Consider the following 14,615-nt stretch of genomic DNA (forward strand, 5'->3'; position numbering starts at 1 on the left):
CGTGGGGCGGGCAGGTGGCGGTCTGGCGGCCGCTTTGTCGGGCTCAGCCGCGGCCGACTTCGACCTGGGTCTCGACCTTCTGGCGTAGGCGGATGTGCAGCTCGCGCAGCTGCTTGTCGTCGACGTCGCCCGGCGCATCGGTCAGCAGGCACTGGGCGCGCTGGGTCTTGGGGAAGGCGATGACGTCGCGGATCGACTCGGCGCCGGTCATCATGGTGACGATGCGGTCGAGGCCGAAGGCCAGGCCGCCGTGGGGCGGGGCGCCGTACTTGAGCGCATCGAGGAGGAAGCCGAACTTGGCCTGCTGCTCCTCGGGGCCGATGTTCAGTGCCTCGAACACGCGCGCCTGCACGTCGGCGCGGTGGATACGCACCGAGCCGCCGCCGATCTCCCAGCCGTTCAACGCGAGGTCGTAGGCCTTGGCGAGGCACTCGCCCGGGTTGGATTCGAGCAGGTCGATGTGCTCGTCCTTGGGGCTGGTGAAGGGGTGGTGGCAGGCGGTCCAGCGCTTGTCGTCCTCGTCGTACTCGAACATCGGGAAGTCGACTACCCACAGCGGGCGCCAGGCCTCGCCGGTGAGGCAACCAAACTGAGAACCCTTCTCGTGGCCGATTTTCAGACGCAGCGCGCCCATGGCGTCGTTGACCACCTTGGTCTTGTCGGCGCCGAAGAAGATCAGGTCGCCCGACTGCGCGCCGGTGCGCTCGAGGATGGTGGCGAGCGCCTTCTCGTGCAGGTTCTTGACGATCGGTGACTGCAGGCCCTGCTCGTTGGGCTGGCTGACGTCGTTGACCTTGATGTAGGCGAGGCCGCGGGCGCCGTAGATGGCGACGAACTTGGTGTACTCGTCGATCTCGCCGCGGGTCAGGCTGTTGCCGCCGGGTACGCGCATCGCGGCGACGCGCCCGCCCGAGGTGGCGGGGCCGCTGAAGACCTTGAAGGCGACGTCCTGCACCGCGTCGGTGACATCGGTCAGTTCCAGCGTGACGCGCAGGTCGGGCTTGTCCGAGCCGTAGCGGCGCATCGCCTCAGCGTAGCTCATGCGTGGGAAGGGCGCGGGCAGCTCGACCGCCATCGCCTCCTTGAACACGTAGCGGATCATGTCCTCGACCAGGGCGGTGATTTCGTGCTCGTTCATGAACGAGGTCTCGAGGTCGACCTGGGTGAATTCGGGCTGGCGGTCGGCGCGCAGGTCTTCGTCACGGAAGCACTTGACGATCTGGTAGTAGCGGTCGTAGCCGGCGACCATCAAGAGCTGCTTGAACAGCTGGGGTGACTGCGGCAGGGCGAAGAACTGGCCCGGATGCACGCGCGAGGGCACGAGGTAGTCGCGCGCGCCTTCGGGCGTGCTCTTGGTCAGCATCGGGGTCTCGACGTCGATGAAACCGGCGCCATCGAGGAAGCGGCGGAAGGCCATCGTGGTCTTGTAGCGCAGCATCAGGTTCTTCTGCATCTGCGGGCGGCGCAGGTCGATGACACGGTGGGTCAGGCGCACGGTCTCGGACAGGTTGTCGTCGTCGAGCTGGAACGGCGGCGTGGCGGCGGCGTTGAGGATCTCGATGTCGTGGCACAGGACCTCGATCTCGCCCGAGGTGAGGTTGGGGTTCTCGGTGCCGGCGGGGCGGCGGCGGACCTTGCCGCTCATCCTGAGGACGAACTCGCTACGCACCGATTCGGCGATCCTGAACATCTCGGCGCGATCGGGGTCGCATACCACCTGGACCAGGCCCTCACGGTCGCGCAGGTCGATGAAGATGACGCCGCCGTGGTCGCGGCGGCGATGCACCCAGCCGCACAGGGTGACGATCTGGTCGAGGTCGGCGGCGGTGACTTTTCCGCAGTAATGGGTTCGCATAAACAGGAGTTCCGGCTGATCGACGGCAGCGTGCCGTCGGGATTCAAGGAAGCGGGGAAAACGGTGGCCTCGTTGGCGATGGCGTGGTCCGTCGGGAAGCGTCATTCGTTGAGCAGGGCCGCCCGGCTCGCCGGCCGGCGCAGCGGGGGCGCGACCACCCCCATGGAGATGATGTACTTGAGCGCTTCATCGACGCTCATCTCCAGTTCGATGACGTCCGCCCGCGGCATCATCAAAAAGAAGCCCGAAGTCGGGTTGGGCGTGGTCGGCACATAGACGCTGACGTAGTCGCCCTGCAGGTGATGCGCCGCATCGCCGCCTGGCTGGCCGGTGAGAAAGGCGATCGTCCATGCCCCCTGGCGCGGGTACTGCACCAGCAGGGCCTTGCGAAAAGCCTGGCCGGTGCTGGAAAAAACGGTGTCGGAGACTTGCTTGACGCTGTAGTAGATCGACTTCACCACCGGGATCCGGGACAGCAGCGCCTCCCACAGCTGGACCAGCTTCTGGCCGAGCACGTTGGCTGCGACCAGGCCGGTGAAGAACACGATCAGCAGGCTCGCCAGCACGCCGACGCCGGGAATGTCGAGGCCGATGAAGTCGCGCGGGTGGAAACCGTTCGGCAGCCACAGCAGGATCGCGTCGAGCGTGCCGACGATCCAGGCCAGCACCATGAAGGTGATCGCCAGCGGAATCCAGATCAGCAGGCCGGTGATGAAGTATTTCTTCAATTGAGCGTCTCGGGCCCGCTGCGCGGGCCGTTCGGGGGAGGGTGGCCGGTCAGTGGCAGGCGCATGCGCCGCTGCCGCCGGCGCAGGGGGGCGCCGCCGCCGGGGCGGGCGTGCTGGGTGCGGCGCCGCCCTTGAAATCGGTGGCGTACCAGCCGCTGCCCTTGAGCTGGAAGCCGGCGGCCGACAGGAGTTTGGTGTACCCCGCGGTACCGCAGGACGGGCACGAGGACAGCGGCGCGTCGCTCATTTTTTGCAGATGTTCCTTCTGGAAACCACAGCTTGGGCAACGATATTCATAAATGGGCATGACGAGCTCCCGAAGACAAGTGCGCAAGTCTAACGCAATGCAGCATAAGGAAAAAGCGAAGCCCGTGAACGCCGGGCGCGCAAGCAAAATGGGGGTGGCGCCGCCGGGTTTCAAGGAGGGGCGGGCGTTGCGCCGGGGGGCGTTGCGCCGGGGGGCGGTGCGGGGTCTAGAACAGGCCCAGGTAGCGCGCGGTCAGGGTCTCGCCCCACAGCAGGGCGATCAGGCCGGCGGCGCCGAGATAAGGGCCGAACGGAATCGGCACGTTGCGGCCGTGGCGCGCGAAGGCGATCAGGGCGATGCCGGCGATCGCTCCTACCAGCGAGGACAGCAAGATCGTGAGCGGCAACACCTGCCAGCCGAGCCAGGCGCCGATCGCCGCCAGCAGCTTGAAGTCGCCATACCCCATGCCTTCCTTGCCGGTGGCGAGCCGGAACAGCCAGTACACCGTCCACAGCGCGAGATAGCCGGCGATGGCGCCGATGACCGCGCTGTGCAGGTCGGTGAATACGCCGCCGGTGTTGAACGCGAGGCCCAGCCACAGCAGGGGCAGGGTGATGCTGTCGGGCAGCAGCTGGGTGTCGAGATCGATGAAGCTCAGCGCCACCAGCGCCCAGATGAACAGCAGCGCGCCGAGCGTGGCGGCGCTGGCGCCGAAATGCCAGGCGGCCACGCCGGAGAGGGCGGCGGTGGATATTTCGACCACCGGATAGCGCTTGCTGATGCGGGCGCCGCAGTGCCTGCAGCGCCCGCGCAGGAGGACGAAGCTGAGCACCGGGATGTTTTCCAGCGCGGACAGGCGGTGGCCGCAGTGCGGGCAGCGCGAGCGTGGCGTGGCGAGGTTGAAGTGCGGGGCTTCGGGCGCCGGCTCGCCGCGCAGTTCGGCGGCCTGGGCGTGCCAGTCGCGCTCCATCATCTTCGGCAGGCGATGGATGACGACGTTGAGGAAGCTGCCGACGAAAAGCCCGAGCAGGCTCAGCAGCGGAACGAGAACGAGCGGTTCGTGGAGGAGTTCAGCCATGGGTCACACGACCGAGCCGAGCTTGAAGATCGGCAGGTACATCGCGACCACCAGGCCGCCGATGATGGTGCCGAGGAAGACCATGATCAACGGTTCGAGCAGCTGCGACAGGCCGGCGACGGCGTCGTCGACTTCCTGCTCGAAGAAGTCCGCGACCTTGCCGAGCATGGAGTCGAGCTGGCCGGACTCCTCGCCGATCGAAACCATCTGCACCACCATGGACGGGAACACCGTTGCGTTCTGCATCGCAATGGTGAGGCTGGTGCCGGTGCTCACTTCGCCCTGGATCTGCCGGGTCGCGGTCAGGTAGACGTGGTTGCCCGAGGCGCCGCCCACCGAGTCGAGGGCTTCGACCAATGGCACGCCGGCGGCGAACATCGTCGATAGCGTGCGCGTCCACCGGGCCACGGTCGCCTTGCGGATGATCGGGCCGATCACCGGCAGGCGCAGCACGGCGCGGTCGACGGCGATCTGCATTGTGCTCGAGCGCTTGTAGCTCCAGGCGATCGCGAGCACGACCGCGAGCAGTGCGCCGAACATCAGGTACCAGTAGGCGACGAAGAAGTCGGACATCGCGATCACCATCAGCGTGGGGGTGGGCAGATCGGCGCCGAAGCTGGAGAACACGTTCTTGAACTCGGGAATCACGAACAGCATCATCACCGAAATCACCAGGCCGGCGACCACGACCACGGCTGCGGGGTAGAACAGGGCCGACTTGATCTTGCTCTTGATCGCGAGGATTTTTTCCTTGTAGGTGGCGATGCGGTCGAGGAGATTGTCGAGGATCCCGGCCTGCTCGCCGGCGGCGACGAGGTTGGTGAACAGCTTGTCGAAGTGCCTGGGATATTTGGCGAACGCCTGGGACAGGCTGGAGCCGGTCTCGACGTCGTTGCGGATCTCGTTGAGCAGGCGCGACAGCGCCGGATTGCCCGACCCTTTCATGGCGATGTCGAAGGCCTGGAGCAGGGGAACGCCGGATTTCATCATGGTGGCGAGCTGGCGGGTGAACAAGGCGATTTCCTTGTCGCCGATGCGTCCGCCGCGCGACAGCTTCTGCTTGCGCACCTTGCTCACCCGGATGCCCTGGCGGCGCAGCATGGCCTGGACCATGGCGTCGCCGCTGGCGCGCATCTCGCCACGGACCAGCTTGCCCGCCTTGTCCTTGCCTTCCCAGCTGTAGAGATCTTCCTTCGGGCCTGTGCCGCGCACCGCCCGGCTTGCTGTCGCCATGAGTCGAACGTCCTTTATTCGTTGGTCGAGGCCAGCACTTCGGCGAGCGAAGTGATGCCTTGCTTCACCTTCAGCAGTCCCGACTGGCGCAGGTCGCGAACGCCCTCGCGCGCGGCCTGTGCGGCGATGTCGATCGAGTTGCCGCCGGTCATGATGATGTGGGCGATTGCGTCGCTGACCGGCATCACCTGGTAGATCCCGACCCGGCCCTTGTAGCCGCTACCCTTGCAGCGTTCGCAGCCGACCGGCCCATAGGGCTGCCAGCTGCCGTCCAGTTCCATGGCGCTGAATCCGGCCTCGCGCAGTGCCTCCTCCGGGATGTCGGCGGGTTTCTTGCAGGCGCACAGGCGGCGGGCAAGGCGCTGGGCGGTGATCAGGATCACCGAAGAGGCGATATTGAACGGCGCGACCCCCATGTTCTTGAGGCGCTCGAGGGTGGTCGGGGCATCGTTGGTGTGCACCGTGGACATCACGAGATGGCCGGTCTGTGCCGCCTTGACCGAGATCTCGGCGGTTTCGAGGTCGCGGATCTCGCCCACCATGATGATGTCCGGATCCTGGCGGAGGAAGGCGCGCAGCGCTGTGGAAAAGCCGAGGCCGGCCTTTTCGTTGATGTTGACCTGGTTGATGCCGGGGAGGTTGATTTCGGCCGGATCTTCCGCGGTCGAGATATTGACTCCGGGCTTGTTGAGCAGGTTGAGGCAGGTATAGAGCGACACCGTCTTGCCCGAACCGGTGGGGCCGGTGACCAGGATCATGCCGTAAGGGCGATCGATGGCTGCGAGCAGGGCCTCCTTCTGGTCGGGATCGTAGCCGAGGGCATCGATGCCGAGCATCGCCGAGCCGGGATCGAGGATCCGCATCACGATCTTTTCCCCGTACAGGGTCGGCAGGGTGGAGACGCGGAAGTCGATCGCCTTGTTCTTCGACAGCGCCAGCTTCATCCGCCCGTCCTGGGGGACGCGTTTTTCCGAGATGTCGAGGCGCGAAATGACCTTGATGCGGGCGGCGATCTTGTCCTTGAGCAGCAGCGGAGGCTGGGCGATGTCGCGCAGGATGCCATCGGTGCGCACGCGGATGCGGTAGTACTTCTCGTAGGGCTCGAAGTGGACGTCGGAGGCGCCCTCGTTGATCGCGTCGATCAGCACTTTCTGGATGAAGCGCACCACCGGCGCGTCGTCGACTTCCGACGCTTCATCCTCGTCGCGCTGGTGCTGGGCGCTTTCCTGGTGCAGCAGATCCATGTCGAAGGCTTCGCCGGTGAGCTCCTTGAGCGTTTCGGCGGCGCTCTCCAGCAGCGCGTCGACGGTGTGCCTGAGCTTGTCGGCCTCGGCGATCACGAGGTCGAGCTGGAGACCGGTCTGGAAGCGGATCTCGTCGAGTGCACGGATGTTCGATGGATCGGCGATCGCCAGGGTGATGCGGTTCTGGCGCCGCGCCAGGGGCACGACTTGGTGCTTCTGCATCAGCTTGCGGTCGACGGCTTCGCGGGCGAGGGCCGAGCCGTCGAAGGTCGTGATGTCGAGCAGGGGGTAGCCGAAGGTTTCGGCGGCGAAGGCGGCCATCGCCGCGCTGCTCATCAGCCCGCGCTGGGCGACTTCGTGGATGAAGGCATTGCTGCCTTCGCCGCCATGTGCGGAGCAGGCGAGGGCATCGGCTTCCTGCAGATGCCCGTGCTGGATGAGGGCCCTGGCGAAACCGCTCAGGGACGGTTTGGAGCTTGCCGCCATGCCGTGCTCTGGACTTGATAGCGGGCGATGTTGCACGCCGTCTCCGGGCTTGTAAAGGCCTCTGCAGGCGCGAAGGGAACGGCTGGCCTCATCGTCCGGCGCCGCCTTCGAGCGGGCGGAACAGGCGTGCCGTGCGCACCCGGCGATCCTGGGTCTGCACGACTTCGATCGGCGTCTCGGCGATCTTCATCGATACCCCGGTCTCCGGGATGTCCTGCAGATGTTCGAGGATCAGGCCGTTGAGCGTCTTCGGTCCGTCGGTCGGCAGGGTGAGGCCGAGCCTGCGGTTGAGTTCGCGCAGGTTGGTGGCCCCGTCGACCAGCACGCAGCCCTCCTCGTTCCAGGCCAGGCGGCCGCCGGCGGCGGGCATGCTGGTGGTGAATTTTCCGATCAGCTCTTCGATGATGTCTTCCAGGGTGATCAGGCCGAGGATTTCGCCGTATTCGTCTACGACGAAGGCGAGGCGCTGCTGGTTTTCCTGGAAGAACTGGATCTGCGAATACAGCGGAGTGTCTGCCGGCACGTAGTAAGGCTTGGCCAGCAGGCCGCGGATGCGTTCGACCGAGAACCCTTCCTCGAGCGTATCGTTGAGCAGGCGGCGCTGGTGCAGCACACCGATCAGCTGTTCGCTGTCGCCGTCGTGCACGGCGAGGCGGGTGTGGAAGCTGGTGGCGATCTGGCGCCGCAGTTCGGTTTCGGTGGCCGAGAGGTCGATCGCCTCGATCGCGCCGCGCGGCGTCATCACGTCCTCGACCGTTATGCTTTCCAGGTCGAAAAGGTTGACCAGGATGCTGCGGTGCTTGTGCGGAATGAACTGGCCCGACTCGAGCACCATCGCACGCAGCTCTTCGACCGACAGCGCGGTACTGCTGTCTTCCCGGGGCTGCAGCCGAAGCAGCCACAACAGGCTGCGCGAAAACAGGTTGACGAACCAGACCGCGAAGTAGAACACCCGCAGCAGGGCGGTGAGCGGAAAGGCGAAGATCGGGGCGAGACGGTCGGCGTGAGTGGCGCCGATCACTTTCGGGGTGATCTCGGCGAACACCAGGATGGCGAAGGTGACGAGCAGGGTGGCGATGCCCAGGACCCAGCGCTCGTCACCGAAAATCTCCAGTGTGATGACGCTGACCAGGGTTGCTGCGGCGGTATTGACCAGGTTGTTGAACAGCAGGACCACGCCCAGCAGGCGGTCGGTCTTGCCCAGCAGTTCGATCGCGAGGCGGGCGCCCCGGTTGCCCTGGCCGGCGAGCGAACGCAAGCGGTAGCGGTTCGCCGCCATCATCACCGTCTCGGACATGGAAAAACCGCCCGAGAGCACGAGCAGTATGGCGAGGGTGATGAATTGGGCCGTCAGGCTGATGTCCGGCACGAGAGGCGGGGAAAGTCGAGGGGCTCCGAGTATTGGGGCGCGTCAGGGCGCTGTCAACAAAGCCGGGCCCGCACGCTGCAGCGGCTTCCGGGAGCGTTCGTCGCAGGGGGCGCGCGCTCAGGAAGGGGCCGGGCCGCCCCATGTCTTCTTTGGTCTCCCTCGGGGGCGAAACGGCAAAGCCGTTTCCCGCGGGCACTCAGTAAGCGCGCTCGAGCACGACCTCGATGACGAAACGGCTGCCCAGATAGGCCAGCACGAGGGCGATGAAGCCGGCCAGCGTCCACCGCAGCGCCACCCGACCGCGCCACCCCCAGCGCCAGCGGCCGAGCAGCAGCACGCCGAAGAGCAGCCACGAGACGAAAGCGAAGACGGTCTTGTGGTCGACCCGGAAAGGCTGGCCGAAAAGCGTTTCGGAGAACAGTACGCCGCTGGCTAGGGTGAGGGTGAGCAGGACGAAGGCGATTCCGATCAGGCGGAACAGCAGCGCTTCCATTGTCAGCAAGGGCGGAAGGCCGGCGAGCAGGCGGCTGAAGCGGGCGTTGTGGAGCTGGCGCCCGGCGATCGACATCAGCATCGCATGCAGGGCCGCCAGCGTGAACAGGCTGTAGGCCAGCATCGCCACCACGAAGTGGGCGCGAAAGGCGGGCGAGGCCGCATTGATGAGGACGTGCTCGCCAGGAAAGATCAAGGGCACCAGGCTGGCCAGTGCGCCCGCGGGCATGGCTGCGGCGTGGAGGCCGTCGAGCCGGGTATAGAGCGTTTCCACCCAGTAGAAGCAGATCGCCAGCCACACCATCAGCGATACCGCAACGCCGAAGCCGAAGCGCATTTCGCTGCCGGGAAAGATCGCCTCACGCAGGACATAGCCATGGGCAAGGAGGGCGACGAGCAACACCAGGCGCTCCCGTCCCGACATGCACTCCTGTGCCGCTGCCGGCGGGGCGCCGAGCAGGCATCTGCGCCAGAACAGCACTCCCAGTCCGGCGTAAAGCGAGGCGGGAACCAGATGAAGTAGAATTGTCCGCATATGTAGCCGCAGTTTACTCTAAGTCATCGCGCCAAAGGCCCTTCCGAACATGCTCGACAATCTCACCCAGCGCCTGTCCAAAGTCGTCAAAACCCTCCGCGGCCAGGCGCGCCTGACGGAAGAAAACATCCAGGAGGCGATGCGCGAGGTGCGCATGGCGCTGCTCGAGGCCGACGTCGCGCTGCCGGTGGTCAAGGACTTCGTCGCCCGGGTCAAGGAAAAGGCGGTCGGCCAGGAAGTCGCCGGTTCGCTGACGCCCGGTCAGGCCCTGGTCGGCGTGGTGCACGACGAACTGAAGGCGCTGATGGGCGGCGCCCACGAAGGCCTCGATCTGACCACCCAGCCTCCGGCGGTGGTGCTGATGGCGGGTTTGCAGGGCGCGGGCAAGACCACCACCACCGGCAAGCTCGCCAAGCTGTTGCACGAGCAGCAGAAGAAAAAAGTGCTGGTGGTGTCGGTCGACGTCTATCGCCCGGCGGCGATCGAACAGCTGAAGACGGTGGCGGCGCAGGCGGGCGTCGGTTTCTTCCCGTCGAGCGCCGAACAGAAGCCGGTGGCCATCGCCCTCGGCGCACTCGACTACGCGCGCAAGCACCACGTCGACGTGCTGCTCGTCGACACCGCCGGCCGTCTCGCGGTGGACGAGGCGATGATGGCCGAGATCAAGGATCTGCACGCCGCGCTCAAGCCGATCGAAACCCTGTTCGTGGTCGATGCGATGCTCGGCCAGGACGCGGTCAATACCGCGCGCGCCTTCAACGAGGCGCTGCCGCTGACCGGCGTGGTGCTGACCAAGCTCGACGGCGACTCGCGCGGCGGTGCGGCGCTGTCGGTGCGCCACGTTACCGGCAAGCCGTTGAAGTTCGCCGGCGTCGGCGAGAAGCTTTCCGGGCTCGAACCTTTCCATCCCGACCGCATGGCCAGCCGCATCCTCGGGATGGGCGACATTCTCGGCCTGGTCGAAGAGGCGCGCCGCGGCGTGGACGAGGAGAAGGCCAAGGCCTTCGCGCAGAAGCTGAAGACCGGCAAGGGCTTCGATCTCAACGATTTCAAGGAGCAGATCGCCCAGATGCGCAAGATGGGCGGGCTGGCCTCGATGATGGACAAGTTGCCGGCACAGTTCGCGCAGGCTGCCGGCAAGCTCCAGGGGGGCGCCGAGGAAAAGGCCGTCTCCCGCATCGAAGGCATCATCAACTCGATGACGCCGCTCGAGCGCACCAAGCCCGAAGTGCTCAAGGCCAGCCGCAAGCGCCGCATCGCCGCCGGCGCCGGGGTCACGGTGCAGGAAGTCAATCGCCTGCTCAACCAGTTCGAGCAGACGCAGAAGGTGATGAAGCAATTCTCCAAGGGCGGCATGCACAAGATGATGCGGGCGATGAAGGGCATGATTCCGGGCGGTCTGCCGGGCATGCCCCGCTGATGGGAGGGGGTGAGCGGTGAAGGACATCCTGGTTGCCTTCGGTCGCGCCAGCCGCAGTCTGCTGCGCCGCGACATCTTCTGGCACCTGCTGTGGCCGGGGGTGGTTGCGATGCTGGCATGGACCGTGGTCGCAGTGCTGGTGTGGACGCCGCTCACCGAGGGCCTGTTCGCCTGGGTCACCGGCTGGTCCTTCGTCGGCAGCTGGCTGTCGGCTTCGGATGCGGCGGCGGTGGTGATGCTGGTGCTGATCAAGATCGCCGTCGCCTTGCTGGTGGTGCCCTTGGTCTATGTGACCGCGGCGCTGCTGGTGGCGACCATCGCCCTGCCGCTGATGCTGGAGCGGATCGGGCGTACCGACTACGCCGAGCTCGAGCAGCGCCGTGGCGGCTCCAACTTCGGCAGCGCGTTGAATTCGGCCGTTGCCGGCCTGCTGTTCCTGCTCGCGCTGCTCCTGTCGCTGCCGTTCTGGCTGATTCCCGGCGTCGGCCTGCTCGCCTCGGTGGTACTCACCGGCTGGCTCAACCAGCGTGCGTTCGGCTACGACGCGCTGATGCTGCACGCCGACAAGGCTGAACTCCAGCGCCTGCGCGGCGACCGCAGGCCGCAGATGCTGCTGCTCGGCGGCGGCTCCGCGCTGCTGGCCTACGTTCCCTTCGTCAACCTGGTGGCACCGGCCTACGCCGGTCTCGCCTTCGTGCATTACCTGCTCGAAGCCCTGCGCCGCCACCGTCTGCAGCACGGCGTCAGCGTGCTCGATGCCGCTCCCGACTCCTTCCCGCGGAAAATTTCATGAACTTCGGTGCCCTGATCATCGGCGACGAGATCCTCTCCGGCCGCCGCAGCGACAAGCATCTGACCCGCCTCATCGAACTGCTCGCCGCGCGCGGGCTGAAGCTGGCGTGGGCGCGCTATGTCGGCGACGACCCCGTCCGCCTGTGCGAGACCTTGCGCCAGACTTTCGCCAGCGGCGACGCGGTGTTCAGCTTCGGCGGCATTGGCGCGACCCCGGACGATCGTACACGCGCGGCGGCGGCGGCTGCGCTCGGCCTGGAGCTGGCCCTCCATCCCGAGGCCGAGGCCGAGATTCGTGCCCGTTTCGGCGACGAGACCACTCCCGAGCGCCTGCAAATGGGGGTGTATCCGGTGGGCAGCGACATCATTCCCAACGGCTACAACCGCATCCCCGGCTTTTCCATCCGGCAGCACTATTTCGTGCCCGGCTTTCCCGTCATGGCCTGGCCGATGGTGGAATGGGTGCTGGACTCGAAGTATGCCCATCTGCATCACGCGGAAGACTATGTCGAGCGGGCGCTGACGGTGTGGGACACCTACGAGGGCCAGCTCATCGACCTGATGCGCGAGGTCAGCGACGACTTTCCCGAGGCGACCCTGTTCAGCCTGCCGACGCTCGCCGAAGAAGGGCGGCGGCGTTCGCTGGAGCTGGGCATGAAAGGGCCGGCGGAGCGCGTCGCCGCGGCGATGGCGCGGATCCGGGCGACGCTTTCGGCGCGCGGGCTGGAGTGGCAGGACAAGGCTTGAACGTGCGTCGGCATGGGAGCGGCAAGGTGGTGGAGCAGGCGCATGCGATGGTGATCGACGGCACGCCGGTCGACCTGGTTCTGCGTCGTTCGGCGCGCCGCTCCTTCGCCCTGCAGATCGACCACCGTGGCGCGCGTGTGGCGGTACCGCTACGGACGTCGTTGGGCGAGATCGAGCGCTTCGTCCATAGTCACGGGCGCTGGCTGCTCGATCGGCTGAAGGCGAGCGCGGAAGCGGCACGAGTGCCGGTGCTCGAGGTCGCGGACGGGGTACAGTTGCCGCTGTTCGGGCGGCCGCTCAGCCTGCGCCTGCACGAAGGCGGGAGAACGCAGTGGCGGGCGGCAGTCGACGGCGGAGAGGAGCTCGTGCTCCCTCTCGACGGGGACCCCTCGCGCGCGCTGCTGCGGGCGCTCCAGGCTCGGGCGCTGCCCTGGTATCGCGGGCGGGTGGAGGAGTACTGCCATCGCCTTGGCCTGAAGCAGCCGTCGGTGCGGCTGTCGAATGCGGTGACGCGCTGGGGCAGCTGCAGCAGCCGCTCCGGGATACGGCTGCACTGGCGGTTGATCCACCTGCAGCCGGGCCTGATCGATTACGTGGTGGCGCACGAAGTGGCGCATCTGATCGAGATGAACCATTCCCCGCGCTTCTGGGCCGTGGTGGAGCACATTTATCCCGACTGGCGTGCGGCGCGCTCCGCGTTGCGTGCGGCTGCGCCGACCCTGCCGGTGATCGGGGCGTCGGGCCATGGCGCCGCGGCACGCTGAACAGCTGATCGCCCTTCCTCCCTCTTCCAATTCACTGACGAAGGAAAATTCGATGCGGATTCTTCATACGATGCTGCGCGTCGGCGAGCTGGAGCGTTCCCTCGCCTTCTATACCGAAGTGTTGGGCATGCGCCTGCTGCGTCGCCAGGACTATCCAGACGGCAAGTTCACGCTGGCTTTCGTCGGCTACCAGGACGAGGAGGAAGGCGCGGTGCTCGAGCTGACGTACAACTGGGGGGTGGATGCTTATGAGCCGGGCAACGCCTATGGCCATATCGCGCTCGAAGTGCCCGACGCGAAGAAGGCCTGCGACGAGATCCGTGCCCGTGGCGGCAAGGTGGTGCGCGAGGCCGGGCCGATGAAGCATGGTTCGACCGTGATCGCTTTCGTCGAAGACCCCGATGGCTACAAGGTGGAGCTGATCGAGCGCCGCCTCTGAGGCCCGGTCCCCGCTGCCCTGCTGTCACATCGGCGTGGCGGTCTCCGGCACGGCCCCGCTCCGTGCCGGGGGGTCGCGAAAGCGCGCGTGGATCGCGAGTACGTCGCTCCAGCGGTGCAGGAAGGCGTCCACGCAGCGGGGGTCGAAGTGGCTGCCGCGGCCGGTGCGCAGGAGCGCGACGGCGCGGGAAAACCGCCATGCCGGTTTGTACGGGCGTACCGAGGTGAGCGCATCGAAGACGTCGGCCACTGCGACGATCCGCCCGGCGAGCGGAATCGCCTCGCCGGCGAGCCCTTGCGGGTAGCCGCTGCCGTCGAGCTTTTCGTGGTGCGACAAGGCAATGGTGGCCCCCAGGCGCAGAATGCTGGAGGAGGAGTCCTTCAGGATGTCGTAGCCGATGCGCGGATGACGCTGCATGACGGCGAATTCATCCGCGCTGAGCTTGCCGGCCTTGAGCAGGATGTCATCCGGGATGCCGAGCTTGCCGACGTCGTGCATCGGCGCGGCCATCAGGATGGCTTCGGCGAACTCTTCGGGGTAGCCCAGTGCGCGCGCGATCAGTGCCGAGTAGTGCGACATGCGCTGGATGTGGGCGCCGGTTTCGGGGTCGCGGAATTCGGCTGCACGCGCCAGCCGGGTGATCGTTTCACGCTCGCGCTCGAGGATTGCGGCGGTGGCGCGGCGGACTTCGGCCGCCAGGCTGGCTGCACGCTGGCGGGTTGCGAGGTGGGCGTCGCGCAGCTTCAGCATGTTGCGCACCCGCGGCTCGAATTCGTGGGTGTCGAAGGGTTTGGTCAGGAAATCGTTGGCGCCGTACTCGAGCGCCTCGTAGCGCACCCGGCGGTCGTCGCTGGCGGTCACCATCAGGATCGGCAGGTCGTCGCGGTCGCGGCGGGCACGGAGCTGGCGGATGAATTCCAGGCCATCCATGCCGGGCATCCTGTAATCCACGATGACCAGGTCGGGATCGCTGGTGTCGCACCAGGCCAGCCCCTCGAGAGCGCTGTCGAACGGCACCGGAATGGCACCCGGCAGCCGGCCGATGAGCTTGGTCATCAGCGTGAGGTTGAGCGGCGTGTCATCGACAATGACGACGTTCATCTGCTGGCCGGGCGGGATCGGAACGTTGCCATGGTCGCCACGGCGGATGCCCGGGGCGAGGAAATAAGTCGCAGGCCGGAAAAGA

At 66.5% G+C, this 14,615-nt stretch carries 14 protein-coding genes; 5 read left to right on the forward strand and 9 right to left on the reverse strand.

What is annotated here, in order from left to right; genetic code table 11:
- Positions 1–43 precede the first annotated feature (43 nt).
- The 8 genes from aspS to Tchl_RS05145 all read right to left on the reverse strand — a co-directional run bounded on the left by aspS (position 44) and on the right by Tchl_RS05145 (position 9,267).
- A complete protein-coding gene (gene aspS / locus Tchl_RS05110) occupies positions 44–1,855 on the reverse strand; it encodes an aspartate--tRNA ligase (RefSeq protein WP_075147449.1) in 1,812 nt (603 codons plus the stop codon).
- A gap of 101 nt (positions 1,856–1,956) precedes the next feature.
- The gene (locus Tchl_RS05115) at positions 1,957–2,583 is read right to left on the reverse strand and encodes a DUF502 domain-containing protein (protein ID WP_075147450.1); all 627 of its coding nucleotides are present in this window, start codon (positions 2,581–2,583) and stop codon (positions 1,957–1,959) included.
- A gap of 49 nt (positions 2,584–2,632) precedes the next feature.
- A complete protein-coding gene (locus tag Tchl_RS05120; protein ID WP_075147451.1) occupies positions 2,633–2,890 on the reverse strand; it encodes an FmdB family zinc ribbon protein in 258 nt (85 codons plus the stop codon).
- Positions 2,891–3,056: 166 nt separating this feature from the next.
- Positions 3,057–3,908: a prepilin peptidase gene (locus Tchl_RS05125; RefSeq protein ID WP_075147452.1), complete on the reverse strand. Its 852-nt coding sequence runs from the start codon at positions 3,906–3,908 to the stop codon at positions 3,057–3,059.
- A gap of 3 nt (positions 3,909–3,911) precedes the next feature.
- The gene (locus tag Tchl_RS05130) at positions 3,912–5,141 is read right to left on the reverse strand and encodes a type II secretion system F family protein (RefSeq protein ID WP_075147453.1); all 1,230 of its coding nucleotides are present in this window, start codon (positions 5,139–5,141) and stop codon (positions 3,912–3,914) included.
- A gap of 14 nt (positions 5,142–5,155) precedes the next feature.
- Complete coding sequence (pilB, locus tag Tchl_RS05135; protein WP_075147454.1) at positions 5,156–6,871, reverse strand: type IV-A pilus assembly ATPase PilB; 1,716 nt, start codon at positions 6,869–6,871, stop codon at positions 5,156–5,158.
- Between the two features lie 88 nt (positions 6,872–6,959).
- A complete protein-coding gene (locus tag Tchl_RS05140; protein WP_075147455.1) occupies positions 6,960–8,240 on the reverse strand; it encodes an HlyC/CorC family transporter in 1,281 nt (426 codons plus the stop codon).
- Positions 8,241–8,436: 196 nt separating this feature from the next.
- Complete coding sequence (locus tag Tchl_RS05145; protein WP_075147456.1) at positions 8,437–9,267, reverse strand: cytochrome C assembly family protein; 831 nt, start codon at positions 9,265–9,267, stop codon at positions 8,437–8,439.
- 49 nt (positions 9,268–9,316) lie between these two features.
- Between Tchl_RS05145 and ffh the strand changes: the two genes are divergently transcribed.
- From ffh to gloA, 5 genes are read left to right on the forward strand one after another with little or no spacing between them, the layout of a single operon-like run.
- The gene (gene ffh / locus Tchl_RS05150) at positions 9,317–10,687 is read left to right on the forward strand and encodes a signal recognition particle protein (RefSeq protein WP_075147457.1); all 1,371 of its coding nucleotides are present in this window, start codon (positions 9,317–9,319) and stop codon (positions 10,685–10,687) included.
- Positions 10,688–10,703: 16 nt separating this feature from the next.
- On the forward strand, positions 10,704–11,480 hold the full coding sequence (locus tag Tchl_RS05155) for an EI24 domain-containing protein (RefSeq protein WP_075147458.1): 777 nt from the start codon (positions 10,704–10,706) through the stop codon (positions 11,478–11,480).
- Complete coding sequence (locus Tchl_RS05160) at positions 11,477–12,226, forward strand: competence/damage-inducible protein A (protein WP_075147459.1); 750 nt, start codon at positions 11,477–11,479, stop codon at positions 12,224–12,226. The genes Tchl_RS05155 and Tchl_RS05160 overlap by 4 nt, the downstream gene beginning before the upstream one ends.
- A 47-nt stretch (positions 12,227–12,273) precedes the next feature.
- Complete coding sequence (locus tag Tchl_RS05165; RefSeq protein ID WP_075149579.1) at positions 12,274–12,990, forward strand: M48 family metallopeptidase; 717 nt, start codon at positions 12,274–12,276, stop codon at positions 12,988–12,990.
- 52 nt (positions 12,991–13,042) lie between these two features.
- Positions 13,043–13,429 carry a lactoylglutathione lyase gene (gene gloA / locus Tchl_RS05170; protein WP_075147460.1) on the forward strand — a complete coding sequence of 129 codons (387 nt, stop codon included), beginning with the start codon at positions 13,043–13,045 and terminating at the stop codon, positions 13,427–13,429.
- A gap of 24 nt (positions 13,430–13,453) precedes the next feature.
- Here the strand turns inward: gloA and Tchl_RS05175 are convergent, their stop codons facing one another.
- Entirely contained in the window at positions 13,454–14,530 is a 1,077-nt protein-coding gene (locus tag Tchl_RS05175; RefSeq protein ID WP_075147461.1) for an HD domain-containing phosphohydrolase, read from the reverse strand.
- Positions 14,531–14,615: the final 85 nt, after the last annotated feature.

This window comes from Thauera chlorobenzoica (assembly GCF_001922305.1).
Classification (GTDB): Bacteria; Pseudomonadota; Gammaproteobacteria; order Burkholderiales; family Rhodocyclaceae; genus Thauera; species Thauera chlorobenzoica.

Excerpts from the sequence above, each read along its gene's own strand:
- aspS (WP_075147449.1), bottom strand. The coding sequence starts at position 1,855 with ATGCGAACCCATTACTGCGGAAAAGTCACCGCCGCCGACCTCGACCAG.
- Tchl_RS05120 (WP_075147451.1), bottom strand. The coding sequence starts at position 2,890 with ATGCCCATTTATGAATATCGTTGCCCAAGCTGTGGTTTCCAGAAGGAA.
- Tchl_RS05125 (WP_075147452.1), bottom strand. The coding sequence starts at position 3,908 with ATGGCTGAACTCCTCCACGAACCGCTCGTTCTCGTTCCGCTGCTGAGC.
- Tchl_RS05130 (WP_075147453.1), bottom strand. The coding sequence starts at position 5,141 with ATGGCGACAGCAAGCCGGGCGGTGCGCGGCACAGGCCCGAAGGAAGAT.
- pilB (WP_075147454.1), bottom strand. The coding sequence starts at position 6,871 with ATGGCGGCAAGCTCCAAACCGTCCCTGAGCGGTTTCGCCAGGGCCCTC.
- Tchl_RS05145 (WP_075147456.1), bottom strand. The coding sequence starts at position 9,267 with ATGCGGACAATTCTACTTCATCTGGTTCCCGCCTCGCTTTACGCCGGA.
- ffh (WP_075147457.1), top strand. The coding sequence starts at position 9,317 with ATGCTCGACAATCTCACCCAGCGCCTGTCCAAAGTCGTCAAAACCCTC.
- Tchl_RS05160 (WP_075147459.1), top strand. The coding sequence starts at position 11,477 with ATGAACTTCGGTGCCCTGATCATCGGCGACGAGATCCTCTCCGGCCGC.
- Tchl_RS05165 (WP_075149579.1), top strand. The coding sequence starts at position 12,274 with ATGGTGATCGACGGCACGCCGGTCGACCTGGTTCTGCGTCGTTCGGCG.
- gloA (WP_075147460.1), top strand. The coding sequence starts at position 13,043 with ATGCGGATTCTTCATACGATGCTGCGCGTCGGCGAGCTGGAGCGTTCC.
- Tchl_RS05175 (WP_075147461.1), bottom strand. The coding sequence starts at position 14,530 with ATGAACGTCGTCATTGTCGATGACACGCCGCTCAACCTCACGCTGATG.